Source organism: Saccharibacillus sacchari DSM 19268 (assembly GCF_000585395.1).
Taxonomy (GTDB): Bacteria; Bacillota; Bacilli; order Paenibacillales; family Paenibacillaceae; genus Saccharibacillus; species Saccharibacillus sacchari.
Genome location: NZ_KK073875.1, coordinates 3,956,719 through 3,978,499, shown reverse-complemented (window position 1 = coordinate 3,978,499; position 21,781 = coordinate 3,956,719). Strand labels below are relative to the sequence as shown.

Genomic DNA, 21,781 nt, shown 5'->3' with positions numbered 1-21,781 from the left:
TTGAACTCGGAAAATTCCTTATTCAAATCCCATCCATTTTCCGAGTGAGACAGCGGCTTGTGAAGCATTTCGAAGAAATGCACTTCGGAAGCATATGCTGGCAATTTCTCCCGCAGCGCCGCCTCAAGCTCCCTTAACGAACAGGAACTTTTCGGCTAATCCAAAGCCGTCCCGCCTCACCCCAACATCCCCAAAAACCGCGAAGCGATCCCGAAATAAATAAACAACGACAAAATATCGTTCAACGTCGTAATGAGCGGTCCCGAAGCGACGGCCGGATCGACTTTGAACCGACTGAGCAGCAGCGGGATGCAGGTACCCGTCAGCGTCCCGATAATCAGCGTCGCCAGCAGCGAAATGCCGATAATCCCTCCGAGTATCCAATCCCCTTGCCAGAAATAAGCGATAAGCGTAATAAGGATGCCGCAGCATACGCCGATCGAGACGCCTACGACCAGCTCGCGCCGTATCAGTTTCCACACGGTCTTTGCCGTTAGCTTGCGTCCGTTCAGTCCACGCACCACGACCGCAAGCGACTGCGTGCCCGTGTTCCCGGTCATGCCCGCGATCATCGGCATAAAGAACGCCAGCGCCACGATCTGCTGCAACGTATCTTCGAAATATCCAACGATGCTTCCTGATACCAGCCCGATAAACAGCAGCAGGATCAACCACGGAAGACGGCGACGAACCGCGACGAAAGCCTTAGTGTCAAAGTCGATATCTTTGCCGCCGCCGCCCATTTTCGCGACGTCTTCGTCCGCTTCGGACACAACGATATCCAGAATGTCGTCCACCGTAATCACGCCGCACAGCTTTTGCGATTCGTCGATTACCGGCAGCGCCAGAAAATCATAGTCCTGAATCAATCGGGCCGCTTCTTCTTGATCCATCGTGACGGGGACGGTGATTACGCGTTTTTTCATCAGGTCGCTAATCGTAGCGTCTTCCGCGGCGAAAAACAGATCATGATACGACACGACGCCGACCAGTCTTTTTTCTTCATCGACAACATACAGATAACTGATCGTGTCGGAGATCGAAGCAACGCGGCGGATGTGCTCCGTGGCTTGCCTCGGCGTATCTTCTGCCGAAATCGCAATAAAGCGCTCCGACATCAGTCGTCCGACGCTTTCCGGCGGATAGCTCAGCAGCTTGCGCAGCGAAGTCGCGCTGCTGACCTGCATGCTGGATAGCAGCTCTTCGCGCTTATTGGGCGTCAAATCATGCAAAAAGCGCGCCAAATCGCCTTCGTCCATCTGCTGCATAACGTCGATCGAACGCTCCGGTCCCAGAATGCCGAAAATCTCGACCTGTTCGGCATTGCTGGTCGATTCGGTCAGATCCGCAAGCTGTTCGATCGGCAGCAAGTGCAGGAATCGATTTTGATCATGGGGCAAAAGTTCGTGATAAATCTGTACAAGATCATAAGGGTGTACATCTCGGGCAAAATGTTCGAAGTCGGTCGGACGTTCTTGCCGAAGCAATCCCAGGGCTTCTTCGGTCAATTGGCGGATATACATTTCTTGCGCGGTAAGAATGGGTGGCATAGGTTCCTCCTTCCAAGGCGGGCATGCACCGGAACCTTCCCAAAATCAAGGTTCGTTATTGTGCATAACCGCGCTTGTTCGATATTGCTTACTCTCTAAAGTGTAAACGTCCGAAGAAGCCCCCAAACGCATAACGCCAAAAGCATGAATAAAAAGCCATGCGGGCCCGAAGGCGTTCGCATAGCTTCAAAGTACGATTTTGTCCGAAAAGCTTTGGATCATGCGTCGGAATCATGCCAATTTCTCCGCCGTGTTTCCATTCCCTTCTGCTCCAGCTTCTTTGGCCGTCAACCGCTTATGCGCCGCCCAAAGGAAAGGCAGTCCGCATGCCGTCAATAGCGCCAGAGGCGCGAACACGGCGAACCCGCTTTGCAGAGCAAATCGGTCAAGCAGCAGACCGCCGACGATCGGCGCGACCACGTTTCCGATATTGTTAAAGCCGATCGTTCCGAAATACGTGCCTTTCCATTCGGGCTTGGCGATTCGGTCGATCAGCATATCCATCATCGTAAACATCAACACTTCGCCGACGGTGAATACGAATACGCCCGCCAGCAACAAGAAAAGACTGTGTCCCATGCCGAACATCAGCAAGGAGATCGCGACGAATACATTTCCCAAAATAAGCGGAACGACCGGACGGAAGCGGCTGGCCGTTTTCACGATCGGATATTGCACCAGCAGCACGACCGCCGCGTTCATCGCCAGCATGTACGAGAATAACTCTTTTCCGTTGCTGATCCCCGGAGTCAGCGACAGATACTGGGCGAGAGTCGAACTGAAATGTCCGTATCCCAGTACGCAGAACGTCGTTCCGATCAGCACGGGCAGAAAGATCCGATCCCGGCTTGTAACCGACAAAGCTTCGCGAATTTTAGGAGGCGCGGCTTCGCTCGGAATCGGCAGTGCGCTGCGATGAGCGGCGAATTGGATAACGAGCACGAAGCCGTACACAACGTAGACAATGCCTGCCACAAGGAATGGGAAGGTCGATTCTGCCGAGCCGAGCTGAAGGCCGAGAATCGGTCCGAACACGACGCCGATGTTGATGGCCGCATAACGCAGGTTGAACACCAACAGCTTATGTTCGGGTGACGTCGTATCGGATAGCAGGGCTCGCGAAGCCGGTTCGAACACGGAGCGGCACAGGCCGTTCAGCACGTTGACCACGAAGAACATCCAGACTTCCGTCGACGCCGCAAACCCGAAAAAGACGGCCGCCCAACAGAAAACGGAGACGAGCATTACCTTTTTGCGTCCGATCCGGTCCGAGATATACCCCCCGTAAAAGCTGATCGAGACGCCCGCAAGCGAACTTGCCGCGACGATGAATCCGGTCTGCGTAGCCGATACGTTCATCGTTCCGGTCAGGTAGATGGCCAGAAACGGAATGCTCATCGAGGTGACGACGCGTCCGAACATCGTGCCGATAATGATCGTCCAAGCCAGGGGGTGAATACTTTTTAATGCTTTTGGAATCATGGGCCTTACTCTCCTTATCATCAACTGTCGTCATTGTACGGGGATAAAAGGAGAAGAAAAAGGGTAAGAAAAGATTTGCTTTTTTCACCTTTTATATGCTGGAATAAGATCATAAAGTCGTTCGAAGAAAGGAGTAAAGCTCTTGGATAGCGGAATGCTGCATTATTTACAGATTTATCGGGGGTTGAGGGAGCGGAAAAACGAAGACGACACCGTTTCCGTCACGATCGGCAAGCTGTCGGAGCTATTGTTCTGCACGCCTCGCAATGTCAAATTCGTGCTGCGGCGCCTTGAGGAAAAAGGCTGGATACGTTGGACGCCGGGACGCGGAAGAGGCAACGGGTCCACGCTGGCTTTTCTCCGTCCGATCGCCGAAGTGCTGGAAATGAAGCTGGATGCATTGCTGCAGAACGGCCGGATGAGCGAAGCGTTCGACTTGATCGCGGACGCCCAAGTCGACGAAAGGCTTAAGCGGAAGTTGTGGAAGCGGGTCAACGTGTACCTGGGACTTCGCAGCGAACCGGAAGAATCGTCGGCGCGCGACGTGCTTCAGATGATCCGGGGCCAACGATTGGAGAATTTGGACCCCGCTTTCGCTTATACCGTGTTCGAAGTGTACGTGTTAGGCCAGTTGTTCGATACGCTCGTCGATTACGATACGGCGTCCGAAAGCTTTTTGCCCAAACTCGCTCATCGCTGGGAAAGCAACGAAGATCGAACGCGCTGGACGTTTTATTTGCGAAAAGGGATTCGGTTTCATGACGGCCGGTTGCTGACGTCGCGCGACGTCCGATCGACGCTGCATCGCCTGCGCCGCAAAAACTCGCCCGCGATCAACCTGTTCGAAGACGTGGAAGACGCGGAGACTTTCGGCGATTACGTCGTGGTGTTCCGCTTGTCTCGTCCCAACGCTTTCTTTCTGCATTTAGCCGGCTGTTTGTATTTGGCCGTGCTTCCGGCGGAAGAAAAAGAAGGTTTGCCCATCGGCAGCGGACCGTTCCGGATCGGCAAACTGGAAAAGAACAAGCTCACGTTGAACGCTTTCGACGGGTATTTCGGGTACCGGCCGCTGATCGATCGGGTCGACGTCTGGTTTTTGCCGGGCATCGAGCAGGAAAGCCGAACCTACCAACTGTCGGATCAAGACGATGCGGAAGACAACAAAGAACTGAGCAAACCCGGAATGGGCTGCCGTTATCTGATTTTCAACTTTCGCACGCCGGGCATTCATCATGATTCGGCATTCCGGCAAGCGGTTCGTCTGCTCTATGACCGGCAAGCCATCATTAAGGAGCTGGGCGGGAATCTGATCGAGCCGGCCGCCGGGTTTTTGCCTTCGCGCAGCAAACGCTCCGATATTCCGCCCGGTTCTCTCGAAGAAGCGGCAGCATGTTTGCGCCGCAGCGGGTACGCAGGTCAAAAGCTGCAAATCATGTTTATGGACCGCAAGCAGGAAAGATCGGAAGCGCAGTGGCTGCAAAAACGGGCAAGCGTTATCGGTCTTGAACTGGAATTGTGTCCGCAGGAAGTTTCGCTCGGCAGAACGGAAGCCGTTTCCGGCGAACTGGCGCTGGCGACCGAGATGCTGGAGGACGATTGGGAACTGGAGTTGTTGAACTTTTTTCTGAACGAAGGCACGTATCTGAACCGTAAGCTCGACGACGAGCGGCTCGCTACGCTGCACGCGTTGTTTGACGGATTCATGGGCAAAGAAAAAGAAGGGCGCGCCGAGGTGTTCGAACATGCGCAGTCTTTGCTGGAACAGGAAAACTGGCTGCTGTACGGGACGCATATCAATCATCGCGGTTATTTCAACCGGAATTTATACGGACTGCGCATGGACGCGCTCGGTTTTCCGAACCTGTCCCGATTATGGGTCAAGAACGATCATGCAGGGGAAAAAGATTGAACCTCAGTCCGCGTCGACGTATGCTTAGAAGGTAGACGGCAGGCAGAAGCCGGCCGCACCGTCATCGCAGGGATGACCGGATTATAAATAAAGAAGGGCTGAGGAACAGATGACAACGCAACAAGGTAAACCATTGGAACAGGCGCGGCGCAAAGTCATTATCGACACGGATACGGCAGGAGACGACACGATCGCCATTCTGACGGCGCTGCATCATTTTGACGTATTGGGCATCATGATGACCGGAGGCAACGTGCAGTTTGACCAAGAGGTCGAAAACGCGTTGTATACGATTCAAGTTGCCGGCAAAGGCGGAGCGGACGGCAAAATTCCGGTGTTCAAAGGCTGTGAGCGACCTCTGCTGGCACCTTGGAATTCGCCGTCCCATTTGACCGTCGAAGACGTGCACGGCAGCGACGGCATGGGCGGGGCGAATTTCCCGTTGGCCGAGCAGCGTCCGTCGGAAGGGCATGCGGTCGATTTTTTGATCGATACGGTGCACAAATATCCGGGAGAGGTAACGCTGCTCGCGATTGCGCCGCTGACGAACATCGCCATGGCGATTCAAAAGGACCCGACCATCGTGCCGGAAATTGCGCATTTGTACGTGATGGGCGGCACGAATAACGCGCTTGGCAATATTACGCCGGCGGCGGAGTATAACTTTTACACCGATCCGGAAGCAGCCAGCCTGGTGCTTAACTCCGGTATTCCGACCACGATGGTAGGCTGGGAAATGTGCACCGACTTCTCGCTGATGGACGACGAGGATCATGCGGAAATCTCGGCGCTCGGAACTTCGGGCGCGGAATTCTTTATCGCGGTCAACAAAGTCGTGATGCAGTTTAATAAAAGAGTACACCGTCTTAGCGGCACGACGCATCCGGATACGCTGCTCATGGCCGTCGCCGCCGACGAATCGGTGATGACGAAAAGCAATAAGTACTTTGTCGACGTGGAGACCAAAGGCGAATGGACGCGCGGTTACAGCGTAGTCGATATCAACGGCCGTCTCGGCCGTCAACCGAACGTGCGCGTATGCGAAGGCATCGACCGTCCGCGATTCAAGCAGATGCTGCTGGACGTACTGGGCGCGATCCGATAATCGATCAAATAGAAACTTGCAAACGATGCGTGTAAAAGGAGGCAGCTGCGTTGAATGGACGGGAGCTTCGGATCGACAAACAAATTCTCAAAAGCATTCGCATGAAGTATTTGCTGTACGTTCCTTTGACTTATGACGAAAGCGATTCAAAGAAGTGGCCGTTAATCCTGTATCTGCACGGAGCCGGAGGAAGCGGAACGCAGCCGGATGCCATTCGCAGAGAAGGCCTCCCGGCACGCATCGAACAAGAACGGAATTTCCCTTTTATCGTCGTCGCTCCGCAGTGCACGCTGGGAGCTTTTTGGAATACGCGCGAGGATGAGGTGCTGGCTATTCTCGACGAGTTGGAAGAGCACTGGCATATCGACTCCGATCGCGTGTACCTGACCGGCTTCAGCATGGGCGCATACGGCGTTTGGCAGCTGGCCGATCACCATCCGGAGCGCTTTGCCGCGATTGCCCCGGTATCCGGCGGAGGCGACCCGGCCCATGCGCGGAAACTCAAAGACATGCCGGCCTGGATTTTTCACGGGATGGACGATCAAGTCATTCGCCCTTCGGAATCGGAAAAAATTGCCGAAGCGATGCGGAAAGTCGGCGCGGAAGTGGAGTTGACGCTTTATCCGGGAATGGGTCACGATTGCTGGAAAAAAGTCTATGCCAACGAAGGCTTGTACCGTTGGTTTTTGGAACATGCAAGCTCGCCTCAACGGACAGCGGGAACCGGCGAGACATGGATGGAGGCTTATCAAGAGATGGATGCGAATCAACCGCGGCATGAACAGGAAAATCAAGCTCAATCGTTATCGGCTCGACCGGATTGGACAAACGGAGAATCCGCGTTAGGTTTATACCACGACGGAACCGAGCGGCTGCGCGTCGAGCTGGTCAAGGAGAGCGACGTCGGCGACCTGCTTGAGCACGAGTTGAAAAATAAAGCGTTTTTCCTCCAGTTTACCGCGACGCGCGACGAGTCTTTTTATACGCACGACGAGCAGGTTGCCCGCGTGCGCAGATCGATCGACGCGGCGGCTGCCGATAAGCGTTATACGTTTATGGTGCGCGAACGCGAATCCGGCCTGCTGATCGGCGGCGTGGATTTGATGGACGTCAAGCGGGGCAGCCTGCAAAGCGCGTTGATCGGCTATTCGATGGACGGCGATTACAACGGCAAAGGCTACATGACCGAAGCGGTGAGATTCGTCGTGCGCCATGCGTTCGAAGTGCTGGCGCTGCATCGTATCGAAGCAGGGGTCATGCCGCATAACCGGGGATCGCTGCGGGTCATGGAAAAAGCAGGCTTCGAACGCGAAGGACTGTGCCGCCGCAACGTGAACATCAACGGACGTTGGCAGGATCATGTGCTGCTGGCGATCGTGAATCCGAAGGATATGGAAGAAGAGGAATAGACGCCTAAGCGCAGGAGGCAAGCAAACATGGTGATCACTAACGAAGCCAAACTCTTTATCGAAGAGCAAATGCAGAAGACCGGGATCTCGTCGCTGCGCGTTTTGTCGAACGGTAAAAGTTGCAGCTGCTGCGGACCCGGATTCATGGTGAAGCTCGGAGAGGCCGAGACCAACGATCGCCGCTGCGTCGTGAACGGTCTTGAAGTGGTCTACGAGCCGCATGCGATCAGTTTCGTAAAGTCCGAAGTCACGCTGGATTTGCGGGTTGACGAGCACGGAAAAGGTCTCGTTATGCAAGGACAGGATCACTGCGCGTCGTAGATCATAGTCAGCGAAAGGAGCGGTGCAGTAACGATGGCCGTCACCGAAGTATTGGACGTATTCAACGAAAAGAAAGATTGGATCGGAACGGCGACTCGCGGGGAAGTTCATCGGGAAGGGTTGTGGCATCAGGTGTTCCATTGTTGGGTGGTTTCCGGTTCGCGGGAAGAAGGATGGAAGCTGCTTTTTCAACTCCGCCATCCGGGCAAAGAGACGTTTCCCGATAAACTCGATACCTCCAGCGCGGGCCACCTGCTTGCGGGCGAGACGCCCGAAGACGGTCTGCGCGAGCTGGAAGAGGAACTGGGCCTGTCCGCGCGTTATGAAGATCTGATCTACTGCGGCATGCATCAGGAGGAATACCGGATTTCCGAGCATTATATGGACCGGGAGTTTACTCACGTCCACTTGTACCGTTGCGACCAGCGCTTGGAAGATTACCGGGTGCAGCAGAGCGAGGTCTCCGGCGTGTTTTGGGTCGAAGCGGAGGATTTTCGGGAGTTGGTACAAGGAAAAACAGGGCTTATCGCAATCAAAGGAATCACCTATGACGAACATCATCATCCCGTGCACGAGCAGCGGCAGGTTGCGTTAAGCGATTATACGGACAATACCGAGACGTATTACGAATTGCTGTTCCGAGCTTTGGGAGAACTCGAATAGGGCCTTGCAAATCCGGCATCCCCAAAACATTCGTCGACGAAACGAAGATATTGGAATCGGTCGATCGTTTCCAAAAGATCATGGAATTTGCCGAAATGAGCTGGATTTCTCCGAATTATCCGGATGATGAAGGATGAGTTCAGTCGAAACCTATCAAGATGTAACAAAAAACGGACATCGCTTAGGCGATGTTCGTTTTTGATGTCCGCGTTTCCTTTAATTTCGCGAATGTTGCACCTGTGTTAAGTTAGTACCAGAGAAACGAAGGGAAGGATTCATCATGAGCAACCCATTTGCCCAACGCCTTCAGCAGGTTTATCCGGAGATGGCGATTGAGGATATCCAGACGGAGAGAGCCGCGCAGCATTACGCGGTCTTCGGCATCAACTATAGATTTGTGTTTCGGTTCGCGCGAAATGAATGGGGAGCGAAGCGTCTGGCGTACGAAGCCGAAACGCTGCTTCCTACGATATCGCGAGCTGCCAATCTTCCGGTGCCCGTACCGGTCTTCGAGTCGTTGGAACGGCCGGAACCGGTACTGGCTTTTATCGGCTACGAGCGGATCGAAGGGGAGCCGTTGTGGCCGGAATCATTGGAGGGATTAACGGGAACGGAAGAGGAAGAGCGTGCAGCGGCGGCGATCGGCGAATTTCTTAAAAGGCTGCATGCCGTCCAATTGGAAGCGAAACCGCCTGAACCCGACGACAGTGAAGAGATTGAACATTTGTCGGGCAAGCAGCTGAGAGACATGATGCGCAGATGGTTGTTTCCCGTTATGCGCAAGGAATTGCAGGCACGGGCGGAAGTCGATCTGAAAGCTTGGATAGCAGCGGAAAAGGAATCGGAAAAGGTGTTGATTCATGGAGCGTTCGGTCCGGCACATCTGCTCTGGGATGCCGCGGACGAACGCGTGACAGGCGTGATCGGCTTCGGATCGGCAAGAATGGGTGATCCGGCGGCCGATTTTGCAGGCATTCTGAGTGGATACGGACCGTTGTTTTTCGAAAAATGCTTGGCTGCGTACGGAGGGGATGCAAATTTGGCTGAGCGGGTTCGCCTGTACGCCAAAATACTCTTGCTGCGCGAAGCGCTGTACGGTGCCGAAGAAGGCCATGAAGAATCATTGGCTTACGGCTTGGAAGCTTATGCACAGGAGGTAAAAGAATGAATCCGGAAGAAGACGAGATTCGGACATCGTTCGAGCTTGATCTGGTGCGAGCGGCCAAAGCGCTTCGGCTCGGACCTATGCCGGAACCGTGGAGAGAAGCGATCATCGTTCCGGCTGCCGGCGCTTATGCGTGCGGTTGGGATGAGCAGGAACAGTTTCTGATGATCGGCACTTCGGGTTATTCCCTTACCGTCCCCGATACGGGCGAGCAGGTAGCGAGAGAACGGGATTCGAGGCTTACGGAAAAGTCGTTGTCGTCGAATGATCTTGTTTTCTCCCCTCCGCAAGGCGGTTCGGATATTCGCTTATTCGGATTCGAAGCCGGAGACGGCATCCGGGTTACGGAGGACGGTTGGCGTTTGGAAGTCATTTATCCGTGGTGGCCGCGGGCTTCCGTGATTTTGGAACAGGTATTTGCCCCGGGTTATGCGTATCTAGGTCAGGCAGTTCTGCTGGATACAAGACGCTTGGACGGACCGCTGATCTGCGGATTTTCGCCGTCGGGTCGTTCCATCGCGATTCTCGGCTCCGGCGGCGCGACGTTATATTCCAGACAAACTTAACGCTTCTTCCTATCCGGCTTAACATTCACCGAACATTTTTCCCGCAAAATAAAGGTATGGGAAAAATGAATCCGCATTCCGGCAACTATTTGCATTGCGGATGCAGAGAAATGTTAAGGAGTTGAGAAGATGAACGAGTCGGCGCCGAACGGATGGGAAGAGCAAACGGCAAAAGATGCCGAAGGCGAGGAGCGCAAGTTGTGCGAGCGCTATGCGCCTTATTTGATGTTCGATCTGCGCGAGCCTTTCCTGCCCAATCTGGTCGGATTTTCATGCTTGGGAGTCGAGGAAGAATCCCCGTCGTTTCCGCGGTCGTTCGAAGAAGCCGATCACCGGACCGAATTTGTTTTGGAATACGCGATTTGGTGGGATTACGAGATCGGACATATTTATCAATTGGAACAGGTCTGGATCTATGTGGGTCCCAACGGCGAAGTGCTGGATTGCGAAGTCACGTTTCACGGCCGGATTTTGAAAGGGTTGCTTAAAAATCGGAGCAACTTGAGCGACGGCACCCATGTTCGCTTGTTCGCCCAGCCGGGCAAGCATGCTTTGTCTCCGATGCCCGAAGTGTTCGAGCTGCTGCCTGACTTGTATCTGGGTACGGGACAACGCGCGGGCGCTGACGGGCTGTATGCGGGCGGAGAGATCGCTTGTTCGCTGCCGGCGGGCGGCGACGCCGAAGAAGTTCATGCGCGCGTAAAACGTTATTTGCGTTCGTTTGCGTTCAAGCCCGCGTTGGAATACACGGAATATCGTTTGTTGTCCGAGCAGCTTCTTCCATGGCCGCAATTGCGCGAAACGATCCCGGTTCGTTTGTCCGATCGGCTGTTGGAGCTGGAGCTGATTTTCGCAAGGGACGGATTACGCGGAGTCGAAGAAAGCACGGCAGAACGCAGAATGCGCCGGAGTCGCGAATCGGGCAGTATCGAAAAGGAAGAAGCTAGGTAAGTTTCCGTTTCGAAAAACGTACAACGAATTCGGTATAATGCCAAGAAACGATCTTCTCTCACAGAAGGTCGTTTTTTTATGATTCCCGACCGCTATATCCTTTTACAATATGGAAAAATATAGGTATAATGGATTGGATCTTTAATTTACATGCCGGAAAGGAGAAACGAACATGAGAATTCCTTGCAAGCTCCGTTTTTTCCGCACAACAATGATTCTGATCCTTCTGATGTTCGTTACCCTGATGTCGGGCTGCGGAGCAGTGAGCAAGCCGCCGGCTTTGACTGCCGAACGCCTGAATACGGTACGGATGCCGATGACGCTCGGAACCTATTCTTGGGAGGATACGGACTCCGATTCCGGGCATCCGACGGAGCAAGTTCGTGATGACGAAGTCGAAGTTTTTCAAGCTAAAAATGGAATCCGGCTCGATTTTGACGGGGAAGAGCCTTTTCAGATCACGGCAAACTTGATGAGCATGGAAGACCCGGGGGCTGCGCCCGTACCCGTGATCGTTAGCGGAACGACTTTGACGCTGCCGGATTTAGTCGGTTATTATGCGCTGCAAATCTGGGCCGTTTGGGGCAATGAAGATTATGCAAGCTATGCCTTATCTATTCAAATAAAGTAACTCAATTTTTTATCGAACCTGCCTTTTGGCCGAATCTGAAGAATTTGCTTGTCAAATCGCAGATCGCGTGCTATTTTTGATAACGATTATCAATATCAAAAAGAAAAGGGCGGATTTACTTTGCTGAAAAGATACAATGCTGCTTTGTTGATGCTGTTCATGGCTCTTATGCTGGTACTTAGCGCATGCGGGCAACCGACAAGTAATGCGGCCGATACAAGCAGTACGACCGAGACAAAAGAGCAGGCGGCAGTTGAAAAGACTGCGGAGGAGACGCCGGCAGAACCTGCGGCTGAGAAAACTGCAGCGACGGAAAGCGATACGGTGACTTTCGCTTCGGACGCGGGCGACGTTCAAGTTCCCCGAAATCCGCAGCGCATCGTTGATCTGACTGCTTTTACGACCGGATATTTGGTAGCGCTCGATGCCCCTGTCGCAGGAGCATTGTCCGGAGCGATCAACAATAAATACATCAAGGAACAACTGGCTGCGCAAGGCACCGTCGATCTGGGCGATCTTCCGACGGCCGAGCCGATTCTCGAACTTAAGCCGGATCTGATTATCGCGTACAAAGGCACGGAAGGGATCGATCAGTTATCCGCGATCGCGCCGGTCGTGCAGCTCGAGTACGGCAAACGGACTTACAAAGACTTGCTCCTGGAACTGGGCAAGCTGACCGACCGCAAAGATCAAGCGAAAGCATGGATCGAAAATTGGGAATCGCAGATCAATGAATTGAAGCCCCGAGTCGAAGCGGCCGTAGGCGATCGCACGGTATCCATTCTGAACCCGTACGACAAAGGCCTCTACGTGTTCGGGCACAATTACGGTCGCGGAGGCGAAATTCTGTACGGCGAATTCGGGCTGAAAGCGCCGGAAAAAGCGCAAGCGGAAGCGATCGACAGCGGTACGGGCTTCGCTTCGATCTCGCTGGAACTGCTGCCGGAGTATGCCGGGGATATCATTTTCACCAGCCCGTGGTCAGGCGACGACAGCGATCCCGAAGTCGTTTACGGAAACAGCATTTGGAAAAACCTTCCGGCCGTCAAAGCGGGCAACGTTTTCCGACTGGATCCGAAATCGGATACGTACAACGATCCGATTTCGCTCGCAGGGCAGCTGAAATTCATTACGGATAGTCTTCTTTCCGCCAAATAAGCCCTAGGGCGTATCTGCAAACCTCGACGAACGTAGATTTTGCTGAATTTTCGTTATCGACAAGGAACTTTTCCGCAGTCGTGCCGGGGCACATCAAGGGAAAGTGACGCAGTTGAGGGCGAAAAGGCAGTAAAAGATACACGTCAGTAGGTTTGCAGACACGTCCTAGCGCACCGAAAAAAAATTCTAAAGCACTCCCTTAACGGGGGTGCTTTTTTTAAGTTTATGATGCCAAACGGCTTGGCAGTAAACGATCGGAATATGATACAGTAGTCCCAATCGATCAACCGAAAAGGGAACCTGTCCGTAATAAGCATATCGAGATTTAGCAAAATAAAATAAAAAAATCATTACATGAAAAATTCACAATAATTAACCCATAGAAACCAGAAAAATAGCAAAAACAAACCTTGAAAAAAAACGCAACCAATAAATTGACCCGGAGGATATTGTCATGCATGAAATGGATTCGACCCTTAACGAACTACATACATTATTGGATCAATACCGGCCTTCTCCGCACTCCCATGTGCTGCTGATCGCTTTTTGCGATCCGGTCGTCTCCTCCTACCAGCTCTATACGGGAAGCCCTGGTCAATATCAACGCGAAGACCCTGACTTACCCGGAGATCCCATGAAAATCATCAGACATGCTTACCAAAAGCGAACGACGGAATGGACCGGATTTCTGCTGGCATCGCCTCCCGGCGCCGCGCCGACCCTTGAATACCGGAATGATCTAAACCCGCTGTTGGATGCCGGACAAGCGATCGATTGGCTGGCGTACGAGGTTTACCGGATCGAACCGGACGGAGACTGGGCCAAACAGCGGCTGGAAAAAGCATTGAAATCGGAAACCTTCAAGAGTACGTTGGCTTATGCCTGCATTAAAAAGGATACAGAAGCGGTCTTGGAACGTCTGCCCAAAGCTTCCTCGCGCGAGTTGGATCGCAAAGTGAGCGGTTACGGAACGCCTCTGCATATCGCTTGCGCGCATCGAAATCTCGAGCTGGTTCGTTTGTTGGTTGAAGCGGGAGCCGACACGGCGAAGACGCATAACCGACATACGCCGCTCGAGCAAGCCTATACGATCGGAGCTTTGGAAATCGCTGATTACCTGGCGCGAATCGACCCTCAAGCGAACGAGGCTTCTCTGCGTAAAGGCGGATTATTCTTGGTCGTCAACTGCCGAGATGCTTCATTGATCGCTTCAGTCGTACGCGGAGGAGCCGAAGTGAATCAAATCAACAGCAAAGCAGCAGGACTTACCCCGCTGCACATGGCTGCATACGCGGACAACGATGTTGCCGTCGCTGCGTTGATCGGACACGGCGCAGATCCGTCGATAGAGGAAAAGCACGGCCGTACCCCGCTTCATTACGCCGTTCAGTTCGGAAAAACAGCCGCAATCGAAGCATTGATCGAAGCAGGCGTGAACCCGAACCTTCCGAATTCGGAAGGCGAAACGCCGCTTCATGCTGCGGAAAAATATGCTCAAACCGATGCCGTTAAACTCCTTAAGTCAAAAATCGAACAAAAGAATTGACAAATCGAAATGATTACGAATATTATAGATACATATCATCCTTAATTGGAATCATGCGGTCTTCGGTATCCTGTTTGCCTATTCATAACGAAGACCGCTTTTCTTTTGGGATAATAAGAGATATAAAGAGTCTATAATAGTTATAAAAGGAGAGATCGATATGTTGAATCCATCTTTAAACTCGGCAGACGTGATTATCATCGGAGGAGGCCCGGCAGGGATGAGCGCAGCACTAGTACTTGGAAGAGCCCGCCGCAGCGTGCTTGTTATCGACGAAGCACTGCCTCGCCATCGGGTCACTCGCGAATCTCACGGTTTTTTGACTCGTGACGGGGTATCTCCGTCCGAGCTGCGCAAAGTCGCACGCGAACAGATTGCGGCATATCCGAGCGTACGTTTTATTCAGACGGCCGCAGCAAGCATCGAAGGAAGCGACGGCGCGTTCCGAGTGACGACAAGCGACGGGGAAACGCATACCGGTCGCAAGCTGTTATTCGCGACGGGCATGAAAGACCTTCCGATGAATTTGAAAGGGCTGGAACACGTTTACGGAAAAAGCGCTTATGTCTGCCCGTATTGCGACGGTTGGGAGATGCGGGATCGACCGATCGCCGTTATTGCCGGAGATCATACGATGCACCTGACGCGCACGGTCTCCGGATGGTCGAATGATGTGGCCGTTTTCACCGACGGAAATCCTCGCCCCGAGGAAGAAATGACAGAGTTTCGGCGCAGAGGAATTTCCGTGTATGATGCTCCGATTCGAGAGATATTTTCCGAAGCAGGAGAGACGGTTGCGATTATGCTGGAAGACGGCAGCGAGATTCCGCGTACCGCCATTTTCTTTGCTCCGAAGCTTGCTCCCGGATCTGATCTTCCTGCAACCCTTGGGTGTGCGGTAAACGAGTTCGGCACGATGATCGTGGACGAAATGGGACGCTCCGATGTGCCCGGCGTGTTCGGCGCGGGTGACGGAGCCTCGCAGAAGTACCAGGTAGCCGCGGCTGTCGCGGCCGGATCGATGGCAGGCGTTGCCATCAACACGGAGTTTCTGGAGTTGGATTGGGAAAAACGCGTCCAGGATCGGTGATGCTTGTTCCTCTTCGACGCAAGATGTAAAATAGAACCAACACAAAACCGCAGGCTTAAGGCTCTGCGGTTTTGTTGATTCCAAATCTCTAGTCAAAGGAAGGAGAGAAGTGATTTCATGGAATTCAGATATGAGGAAAACCGCGGGAATGTTACCGAGCAGGACGCTTCCCGCGAACGAATCAGACAGATTTTAGATCGGATGGATGACCTGAATCGTACATACTGCGGACTTACCGTTAGCGACAATCTGTATATTCAATGTGCCGGATCTTATGAAGAAATGATCGTGGAAATTCGGGTTCCTCATCCGGATGGATTCCGGCATTATGCGATCGGACAAATTTTGGAGCCGGGCGGAGAAGTCGTGGAGACTTTTAACGCGGAGACGACAGAGCTGTTGTTTCATAGCTTCACCGAGACGCAGGATGTGCCATCCGAATTCGTGAAAAGGGACATGACTGACGAATTCAAAAGGGCTTAATACGTGCGCTTGAATAAAGGAAGGGAAGGGGGAAAAGAGCTTGCAAATGAAAACGTCTTTGTTTATTACGGCAATGCTATTTGCTTTATCGTCGGGACAGATTTTTATGAATTGGGGTAACTCCAAAGTTACCGTTTTGCAGGTCATGTTCATTGTTGTAGGCGTTATTTCGTTCGTCTTATTGTTTATGATCGTGATGGACATGACTCGAAAAGACTTTACCAAAGTTCAAGGAACAGTAGTCAGCCGACATCGCAATCAAGTATGGGTTAAGCTGGACAACGGCAAGCATAAGAGCTCGGTTATTTCCGCGAATCAAAATCCGGAAAACTTCCGCGAAGGACAGACGGTCGAGATGACATTGGGACGGCGGAGCAAGCTGGTACATCGAGTCGAATAGGCAGATCGGGAGCAGGCGGATGGAGAGATTCCGCTTGCTCTTTTTTGTATTCATTTTGCTTTCGCCATACTTGTACCCTATTGGCGTGAATATGAGAATGATAAAGTGTGAACATGACGAAGCCGCAGGCTATCGGAACGCTTCCTTCTATCCTCCAACCGATCCCAGCGTTCCGGCTCTCCTGCGGCTTCCGATTGTTTAACAGACATAAAAGGAGGTTGTACGATGACCCTTCAACACGCGAATGCGCGTCAGGCGCTTCGAACCCTCAATCCGGTATTTCTGCGACGCGCACAGAAGTTGGTACTGCCTGCGGCGGAGCAACAAACGATTTCTTCCAACCTCGAACATCATTCGGCAGCGGAGCCCGGCGTTTTGGCGGCGCTGCTTAAAAATATGGAAAGACTCGGGTTTACGTTTTCTTCGGAACTGCTGGAAACAGCTTCGACGCTGGATGCGGATACCCTAAGCGACCTGCATGATACAGTGATACCGACGCTGCGGCGGATGCTGGGCGACCATGTCAAATACGTACCCATGTATCCCAATTTTCCGCAGCAGGTCATGGACGCAAGCGATGCGGAGCTGTATTTGCGCGCGCTGCTCCATTATATGACGGGCGCATTGCCCGAGACTCCGGCCGAGAAGCGCCCCGAACTGAAAATTCGCAAAAAGCTCAAACAAATCGAACAAGGATCCGAAACCGAATACCTATTCATGATCCGTAATCTGATGCGCGCGAATGCTTCGCTGTCCGAACAAGACAAACAGGATATAGCGGACTCTCTGCGAAGCGGTCTGGATCCCGAGCTGTCCCGCTTGCTGCCGGAAGAGATGCCGTACAAGGAAAATGCGGCTTTCGTTGCTTCCGTGCTATTGGAAGAAGGAATGGCCAATGTCGAACGCCTTTCCAAATCCTTCAATACGGCGACGGACGTGCTGCGCCTGGCGGCGGGATTGTCCGGACTGGATACAAGCCTGTTCTGGACGAAAAAGACGGCTCAATTGACGCGGCCTGCCGCTAACCCGTACAACCTGATGCAAGGCATGCAGGCGGAGATACAGCCTGCCTCCGGGACTCCGGCGAACGCCTATCGATTCCGTAATTTCAAACGGTCGGAACGCCGCTTGCTGCTCGGTTTGTTGGAGAAGACCGGAGCTTCCGTCGAAGACATGGTGCTGTATCGCGAGGCTTGGAAGCGTCTTGGAGAGATTTTGCATCCGGGAGAAATGCGGGGACGCTACCCTTCGGCGTTCGAAGCTTTCACGCTGTTGAGACGACAGAAGTCGATTCCGACTTTCCGCCGCGAGGCGGAAGAAGGATTGGTCTTGCAGGATCCCCAAGTCATCGACCTGTTGGCTCGCCGTCCGGGGGAATTGGCACGTCGATTGGACCTGCTGCTGCGTTCCCAACCGGCGCAAACGGAGAAGATCATGTCCGCGTTCGATCGCACGGCCGACCGTTTGGCGGTTCCGCTGCTGCTTCAGCTGCTGGCGCACTTCAAGCATCGCGGCGAGCCTCGACAATACCGGGTGTTTTTTCCGAAAGGCAATATCGGCAAAGCCGTCGCGATTCATGATCGCCTGCCGCGGTTGGACTCTGCCAAAACCAATCGGCTGGTTCAACGAATCGAGCAGGAACTTATTGCCCGATTCGCCGAACGCGAACCTTTGGGTGCGGTCTATATCGATCCGCGCCTTGCGAATATTCCCGTGCCTTTCTCGAACCGTTCGGCTAGCTCCGCGCTCCGTCCCCTGCCTCGCGGCAGCCGCATCGAAGTTCCGGAAGGGGACATCCTGCGTTTATTCTGCTGGTGGACCAATATGAACGAAGGTTCCGCCGACATGCGGCGCGTGGACATTGATCTGTCGCTGGTGCTGCTGGACGAAAATTGGTCGCATGTGGAGACGTTGGCTTTTTATAATTTGAAAGAGGAATTCGGGGTGCACAGCGGCGATATCACCAATGCTCCGAAAGGCGCTTCCGAATTTATCGATTTGAATATCCCTGAAGTGCTGTGGAGAACCCGAGCGCGTTACGCCATGGTGCAGGTCGCCTGCTTTACGGGACAACCGTTTTCGGCACTGCCGGAATGTTTTGCCGGATTCATGGTGCGGCATCAGTCAAGAGCCGGTCAGGTTTACGATCCGCGCACGGTCGAATCGCGTTTCGATCTGACCGTCGATGCTCAGCAAGCCGTTCCGTTCGCGATCGACTTGTGGGAGAATCAGCTGATTTGGATCGATTCGGTCGTGAAAAACAGAGGATTCCGGATCACGGCGCATGACAATATGAGCGGCTTGGAACTGCTCGGAAGAGCTTTCGCGGACGTGCGCCGAACGACGCTCGCCGAGCTGTATACGCTGCACGCGAAAGCGCGCGGAACTTTGACTCATAAGGAATACGAAGCGGATACGGTGTTCGGCATGGAGGAAGGAACGACTCCGTACCGAACGGATATAATCGTCGGGGAGTATTTGTAAGCGTCGCGGAACTTTGCGTTTCCGACGCTTTATGGATATCAAAGAATTGCCCGGCAAGTTGCTTCAGCAATCCTGGGACAGCTGTCTGGATCAGGAAGAGTGGTTCCCGCCGCTGGAACAAGCATTGCAAGGCGTCACGGCGAAGCAGGCCGTATGGAAGCCTTTGGACGGTCCTTCCAACTGTATTCACGAGACCGAAAACAACACTGGCACGTTCAACGTGGAAGATGCTTCGGAAGCGGGATGGGCAGCATCCAAAGAAGAGTTGTATCGGCTGCATCGGGAACTTTCGGCTTTGTTCGAAAAATCGGACATCGACATGCTGGGGCGCAAGTTTTCGGACGGTGGAACGCTCGGAGGCGGAATCCGCACGCTGGCGATGCAAGAGGCGTACCATATCGGCCAGATCGTCATGCTGAGCAAGATGCAAGGCGTATGGCCGGCGACCCGCAGCTTCAGTTGATTCACGGAACGGAGAAAAGCGAAAAGATGAGAAAAAAGGAAGTCCCTCGACGGGACTTCCTTTTTGCGCCTTCGCCTGAATAGGCTGAATGCTTGGATGACTTTAAATCTTAAATTGACGAATGACGTTCTGGAGATCGTCAGCCAAACTCGCAAGCGCTTGGGAGGACGAGGAGATCTCTTCCATCGAAGCCAACTGTTCCTGCGTAGCCGCCGAGATGTTTTGCGCGTTCATTGCGGACTCGCGCGCTACGTCTTGAACCTCGCCGATCGACTCGTTGACCTGACTTGTACCGCCGGCCAGGCGCTGCAAAATGCCGGAGACGTTCTCGATCTGCCGGACGACTTCGCCGACGGCATGTTCGATCTTTCCGAAGGAACGGCCTGCATCGTCGACGACGGCCAAACCGGAATGAACTTCTTCCGACGTGTTTTGCATGGTACGCAGCGTGACTTCGGTATCTTGACGAATCAATTCGATCAGCGCGGTAATCTGCTTCGTCGAATTATTCGATTCTTCGGCCAACTTGCGCACTTCGTCGGCGACGACAGCGAAGCCGCGTCCGTGTTCGCCGGCACGCGCCGCCTCGATGGCCGCATTCAGCGCCAACAGATTCGTTTGGCTGGAAATGCCCGAGATGACATTGGTAATTTGCTCAATCTCTTCCGAACGACGTCCCAGGCTTTGTACCGCTTCGGAAAGACTGCCGACGTTTGTCGAGATCGTATGCATTTGCCGTCCGACCTCGCCGATCGCTTGGCTGCCCTCGGCCGAAGCTTCGGAAGCGTTCTGCACGTCGCGGCGCATTTCGTCGGTGTAATTGGCGATTTCGCGCGTATGCCCCGTAATATCGGCGACGATGCGCGAACTTTGCTCCACCTTGTCCGATTGCGCATCCGAACCGACGGCCAAATCCTGCACGATCGTCGTGATATGCTCGCTGGCTTTGCTGTTCTGTTCGGCGCTGGCACTGAGTTCTTCCGAGGAAGAAGCGACGAGATAAGCGGATTCCTGAACGGAACCGAATACCGTTTGCAGCTTGCCCGTCATTTGATTGAACGAAGTTGTAAGCTCACCGATCTCGTCTTTGGATACGTAAGCTCCTTTTACCGTGAAGTCGCCGTTTTCCGCTTGAGCCAGCAGAGCGACCACTTCTTTGACCGGACGCACGATCGAGCGGGCAGTCAGAATTCCGAGACCAATCAAAAGAAGAAGCGCGGCGGCAATCAAGGAACAGACCAAAATCATGATGTCATCCAGATTGGATTGGTTTTTCTCGTTGATCGTTCCTGCGTATTCGATATTGGAAGCTTGAAGCGCTTTGAGCGAGTCGTTGACCGCTTTACGGTCGGTCTCGACGCGGGAAGCGTACACCTCATAGGCTTGCGCACGTTGGCCGGCTTCGATCAAGCTTAATACTTCGCCGCGGCTCTCCTGCAATTTGGACGCTTCAACCCGGTATTGATCCAGAAATTGCTGCTGATCCGCAGTCAGCATGCCTGCATCCAGCTCATCGGCGATCTGGCCGATCTCTTCCCAAGCCGAGTCGATCTCGCCCTTAAGTTCTTGGGTGCGAGCCTCATCGGTGGCGGTAAGCAATTCCAACGTATAGGCGTCGCTCGCTCGCGCATTGATTCGAGCCTGCATGACTTTGCTGAGCGGAATGAGATTTTCGCCGTACATGATCTTCGAATCCTTTGCCAATACAAGGATGTAATTAAGGCCGATAAAGCCGACCGAACCGAGAGCCAGCGCGCTGACCGTAATTAAAATAATCAGCTTTCGGGTCACGGACAAGTTTCTGAACAATTTCAACGCATTCGCCCCTTATTCCATAATAAAATTCCCGTCTATCTATATCGGTCGTCAAGCGCGCTCTGATAAGACTTTTCGAAAAGCTTTTCGAAAGGAAAGCGGACAAGCGATGATTGGATGAAAGCTCTTGGCGGTAAATAACTGAAAATGCTTGTATAAGGAGGCTTTTATTATGGAAGGATGGGGCAACGAACGGCTATTTTGGGCACTTGGGGCATTGTTTATCGTATTCGGTATTTATTCGGGGATTCGTCGTCGCAAGCTGCAAAAGAGCGAGCATACCGTGACGGGTGAGATTTTACGTTACGAAGAGCTCCCCGACACAGGCTTGAACAGAGGGAGCACGGGGATTAACTACCATCCGGTGGTACGCTTCAAAACAGCTTCGGGCATCGTGGAACATGTATCGAGAGTCGGAAGTTCCATGCGGTCGCAAACAAGCGGCGGGCAGGTGAAGGTGCATTATAATCCGGAAGATCCTTCGATGTTCGAAATGTTGAACGATAGCGATACGCTGCGCAAGCAGACGCTGCCGATCGTGGTCGGCGTCGTTTTTCTGGCGTTGGGCGCGGCATTGTCATTTTAATAGG

At 53.2% G+C, this 21,781-nt stretch carries 20 protein-coding genes; 17 read left to right on the top strand and 3 right to left on the bottom strand.

All coding sequences use genetic code 11. The annotated features are described in order from the left end of the window. Positions 1 to 176 precede the first annotated feature (176 nt). A complete protein-coding gene (gene mgtE / locus SACSAC_RS17205) occupies positions 177 to 1,550 on the bottom strand; it encodes a magnesium transporter (RefSeq protein WP_037288641.1) in 1,374 nt (457 codons plus the stop codon). Positions 1,551 to 1,781: 231 nt separating this feature from the next. Beyond that, positions 1,782 to 3,032 carry an MDR family MFS transporter gene (locus tag SACSAC_RS17200; protein WP_084778152.1) on the bottom strand — a complete coding sequence of 417 codons (1,251 nt, stop codon included), beginning with the start codon at positions 3,030 to 3,032 and terminating at the stop codon, positions 1,782 to 1,784. Positions 3,033 to 3,174: 142 nt separating this feature from the next. Between SACSAC_RS17200 and SACSAC_RS17195 the strand changes: the two genes are divergently transcribed. From SACSAC_RS17195 to SACSAC_RS17120, 16 genes are all read left to right on the top strand, one after another. After that, positions 3,175 to 4,941, top strand: coding sequence for an ABC transporter substrate-binding protein (locus SACSAC_RS17195; RefSeq protein WP_037288639.1), 1,767 nt, complete (start codon positions 3,175 to 3,177; stop codon positions 4,939 to 4,941). 109 nt (positions 4,942 to 5,050) lie between these two features. Next, positions 5,051 to 6,046, top strand: a complete 996-nt coding sequence (locus SACSAC_RS17190; RefSeq protein ID WP_051507209.1) for a nucleoside hydrolase — start codon at positions 5,051 to 5,053, stop codon at positions 6,044 to 6,046. Between the two features lie 50 nt (positions 6,047 to 6,096). After that, positions 6,097 to 7,455, top strand: coding sequence for a GNAT family N-acetyltransferase (locus SACSAC_RS27260; protein ID WP_051507208.1), 1,359 nt, complete (start codon positions 6,097 to 6,099; stop codon positions 7,453 to 7,455). Positions 7,456 to 7,482: 27 nt separating this feature from the next. Further along, on the top strand, positions 7,483 to 7,776 hold the full coding sequence (locus tag SACSAC_RS17180) for a hypothetical protein (protein WP_037288636.1): 294 nt from the start codon (positions 7,483 to 7,485) through the stop codon (positions 7,774 to 7,776). A 33-nt stretch (positions 7,777 to 7,809) separates the two neighbouring features. Beyond that, the gene (locus tag SACSAC_RS17175) at positions 7,810 to 8,439 is read left to right on the top strand and encodes an NUDIX hydrolase (protein ID WP_037288634.1); all 630 of its coding nucleotides are present in this window, start codon (positions 7,810 to 7,812) and stop codon (positions 8,437 to 8,439) included. Between the two features lie 280 nt (positions 8,440 to 8,719). Further along, positions 8,720 to 9,607, top strand: coding sequence for a phosphotransferase family protein (locus tag SACSAC_RS17170; protein ID WP_037288630.1), 888 nt, complete (start codon positions 8,720 to 8,722; stop codon positions 9,605 to 9,607). Further along, complete coding sequence (locus SACSAC_RS17165; RefSeq protein ID WP_037288626.1) at positions 9,604 to 10,170, top strand: hypothetical protein; 567 nt, start codon at positions 9,604 to 9,606, stop codon at positions 10,168 to 10,170. Before SACSAC_RS17170 ends, SACSAC_RS17165 begins: the two co-directional genes overlap by 4 nt. 129 nt (positions 10,171 to 10,299) lie before the next feature. Next, complete coding sequence (locus SACSAC_RS17160; RefSeq protein ID WP_037288623.1) at positions 10,300 to 11,121, top strand: hypothetical protein; 822 nt, start codon at positions 10,300 to 10,302, stop codon at positions 11,119 to 11,121. A gap of 172 nt (positions 11,122 to 11,293) precedes the next feature. Beyond that, the gene (locus SACSAC_RS17155; RefSeq protein WP_037288620.1) at positions 11,294 to 11,752 is read left to right on the top strand and encodes a hypothetical protein; all 459 of its coding nucleotides are present in this window, start codon (positions 11,294 to 11,296) and stop codon (positions 11,750 to 11,752) included. 120 nt (positions 11,753 to 11,872) lie between these two features. Further along, on the top strand, positions 11,873 to 12,910 hold the full coding sequence (locus SACSAC_RS17150) for an ABC transporter substrate-binding protein (RefSeq protein WP_037293073.1): 1,038 nt from the start codon (positions 11,873 to 11,875) through the stop codon (positions 12,908 to 12,910). Between the two features lie 454 nt (positions 12,911 to 13,364). Continuing rightward, positions 13,365 to 14,456, top strand: coding sequence for an ankyrin repeat domain-containing protein (locus SACSAC_RS17145; protein WP_037288617.1), 1,092 nt, complete (start codon positions 13,365 to 13,367; stop codon positions 14,454 to 14,456). A 160-nt stretch (positions 14,457 to 14,616) separates the two neighbouring features. Then, positions 14,617 to 15,546 carry an NAD(P)/FAD-dependent oxidoreductase gene (locus SACSAC_RS17140; protein WP_037288614.1) on the top strand — a complete coding sequence of 310 codons (930 nt, stop codon included), beginning with the start codon at positions 14,617 to 14,619 and terminating at the stop codon, positions 15,544 to 15,546. A 117-nt stretch (positions 15,547 to 15,663) separates the two neighbouring features. Continuing rightward, positions 15,664 to 16,029, top strand: a complete 366-nt coding sequence (locus tag SACSAC_RS17135) for a hypothetical protein (RefSeq protein WP_037288611.1) — start codon at positions 15,664 to 15,666, stop codon at positions 16,027 to 16,029. 40 nt (positions 16,030 to 16,069) lie between these two features. Then, positions 16,070 to 16,429 (top strand): hypothetical protein, encoded by a 360-nt coding sequence (locus SACSAC_RS17130; protein WP_156951027.1) that lies wholly within the window; start codon positions 16,070 to 16,072, stop codon positions 16,427 to 16,429. Between the two features lie 225 nt (positions 16,430 to 16,654). Next, positions 16,655 to 18,913, top strand: a complete 2,259-nt coding sequence (locus SACSAC_RS17125) for a TerD family protein (protein ID WP_051507207.1) — start codon at positions 16,655 to 16,657, stop codon at positions 18,911 to 18,913. A gap of 31 nt (positions 18,914 to 18,944) precedes the next feature. Continuing rightward, complete coding sequence (locus SACSAC_RS17120) at positions 18,945 to 19,376, top strand: DinB family protein (protein ID WP_037288605.1); 432 nt, start codon at positions 18,945 to 18,947, stop codon at positions 19,374 to 19,376. Positions 19,377 to 19,478: 102 nt separating this feature from the next. On the opposite strand, the gene SACSAC_RS17115 is transcribed toward SACSAC_RS17120, so the two are convergent. Next, complete coding sequence (locus SACSAC_RS17115; RefSeq protein ID WP_037288603.1) at positions 19,479 to 21,191, bottom strand: methyl-accepting chemotaxis protein; 1,713 nt, start codon at positions 21,189 to 21,191, stop codon at positions 19,479 to 19,481. A gap of 172 nt (positions 21,192 to 21,363) precedes the next feature. On the opposite strand from SACSAC_RS17115, the gene SACSAC_RS17110 reads away from it, so the two are divergent. Continuing rightward, positions 21,364 to 21,777: a DUF3592 domain-containing protein gene (locus tag SACSAC_RS17110; RefSeq protein ID WP_037288600.1), complete on the top strand. Its 414-nt coding sequence runs from the start codon at positions 21,364 to 21,366 to the stop codon at positions 21,775 to 21,777. Positions 21,778 to 21,781 lie beyond the last annotated feature (4 nt).

What these genes read in the sequence shown, in the direction of transcription:
- SACSAC_RS17155 (WP_037288620.1), top strand. Translation starts at nt 11,294, where the DNA reads ATGAGAATTCCTTGCAAGCTCCGTTTTTTCCGCACAACAATGATTCTG.
- SACSAC_RS17170 (WP_037288630.1), top strand. Translation starts at nt 8,720, where the DNA reads ATGAGCAACCCATTTGCCCAACGCCTTCAGCAGGTTTATCCGGAGATG.
- SACSAC_RS17160 (WP_037288623.1), top strand. Translation starts at nt 10,300, where the DNA reads ATGAACGAGTCGGCGCCGAACGGATGGGAAGAGCAAACGGCAAAAGAT.
- mgtE (WP_037288641.1), bottom strand. Translation starts at nt 1,550, where the DNA reads ATGCCACCCATTCTTACCGCGCAAGAAATGTATATCCGCCAATTGACC.
- SACSAC_RS17190 (WP_051507209.1), top strand. Translation starts at nt 5,051, where the DNA reads ATGACAACGCAACAAGGTAAACCATTGGAACAGGCGCGGCGCAAAGTC.
- SACSAC_RS17140 (WP_037288614.1), top strand. Translation starts at nt 14,617, where the DNA reads ATGTTGAATCCATCTTTAAACTCGGCAGACGTGATTATCATCGGAGGA.
- SACSAC_RS17145 (WP_037288617.1), top strand. Translation starts at nt 13,365, where the DNA reads ATGCATGAAATGGATTCGACCCTTAACGAACTACATACATTATTGGAT.
- SACSAC_RS17165 (WP_037288626.1), top strand. Translation starts at nt 9,604, where the DNA reads ATGAATCCGGAAGAAGACGAGATTCGGACATCGTTCGAGCTTGATCTG.
- SACSAC_RS17110 (WP_037288600.1), top strand. Translation starts at nt 21,364, where the DNA reads ATGGAAGGATGGGGCAACGAACGGCTATTTTGGGCACTTGGGGCATTG.
- SACSAC_RS17125 (WP_051507207.1), top strand. Translation starts at nt 16,655, where the DNA reads ATGACCCTTCAACACGCGAATGCGCGTCAGGCGCTTCGAACCCTCAAT.
- SACSAC_RS17135 (WP_037288611.1), top strand. Translation starts at nt 15,664, where the DNA reads ATGGAATTCAGATATGAGGAAAACCGCGGGAATGTTACCGAGCAGGAC.
- SACSAC_RS17120 (WP_037288605.1), top strand. Translation starts at nt 18,945, where the DNA reads ATGGATATCAAAGAATTGCCCGGCAAGTTGCTTCAGCAATCCTGGGAC.
- SACSAC_RS17175 (WP_037288634.1), top strand. Translation starts at nt 7,810, where the DNA reads ATGGCCGTCACCGAAGTATTGGACGTATTCAACGAAAAGAAAGATTGG.
- SACSAC_RS17200 (WP_084778152.1), bottom strand. Translation starts at nt 3,032, where the DNA reads ATGATTCCAAAAGCATTAAAAAGTATTCACCCCCTGGCTTGGACGATC.
- SACSAC_RS17180 (WP_037288636.1), top strand. Translation starts at nt 7,483, where the DNA reads ATGGTGATCACTAACGAAGCCAAACTCTTTATCGAAGAGCAAATGCAG.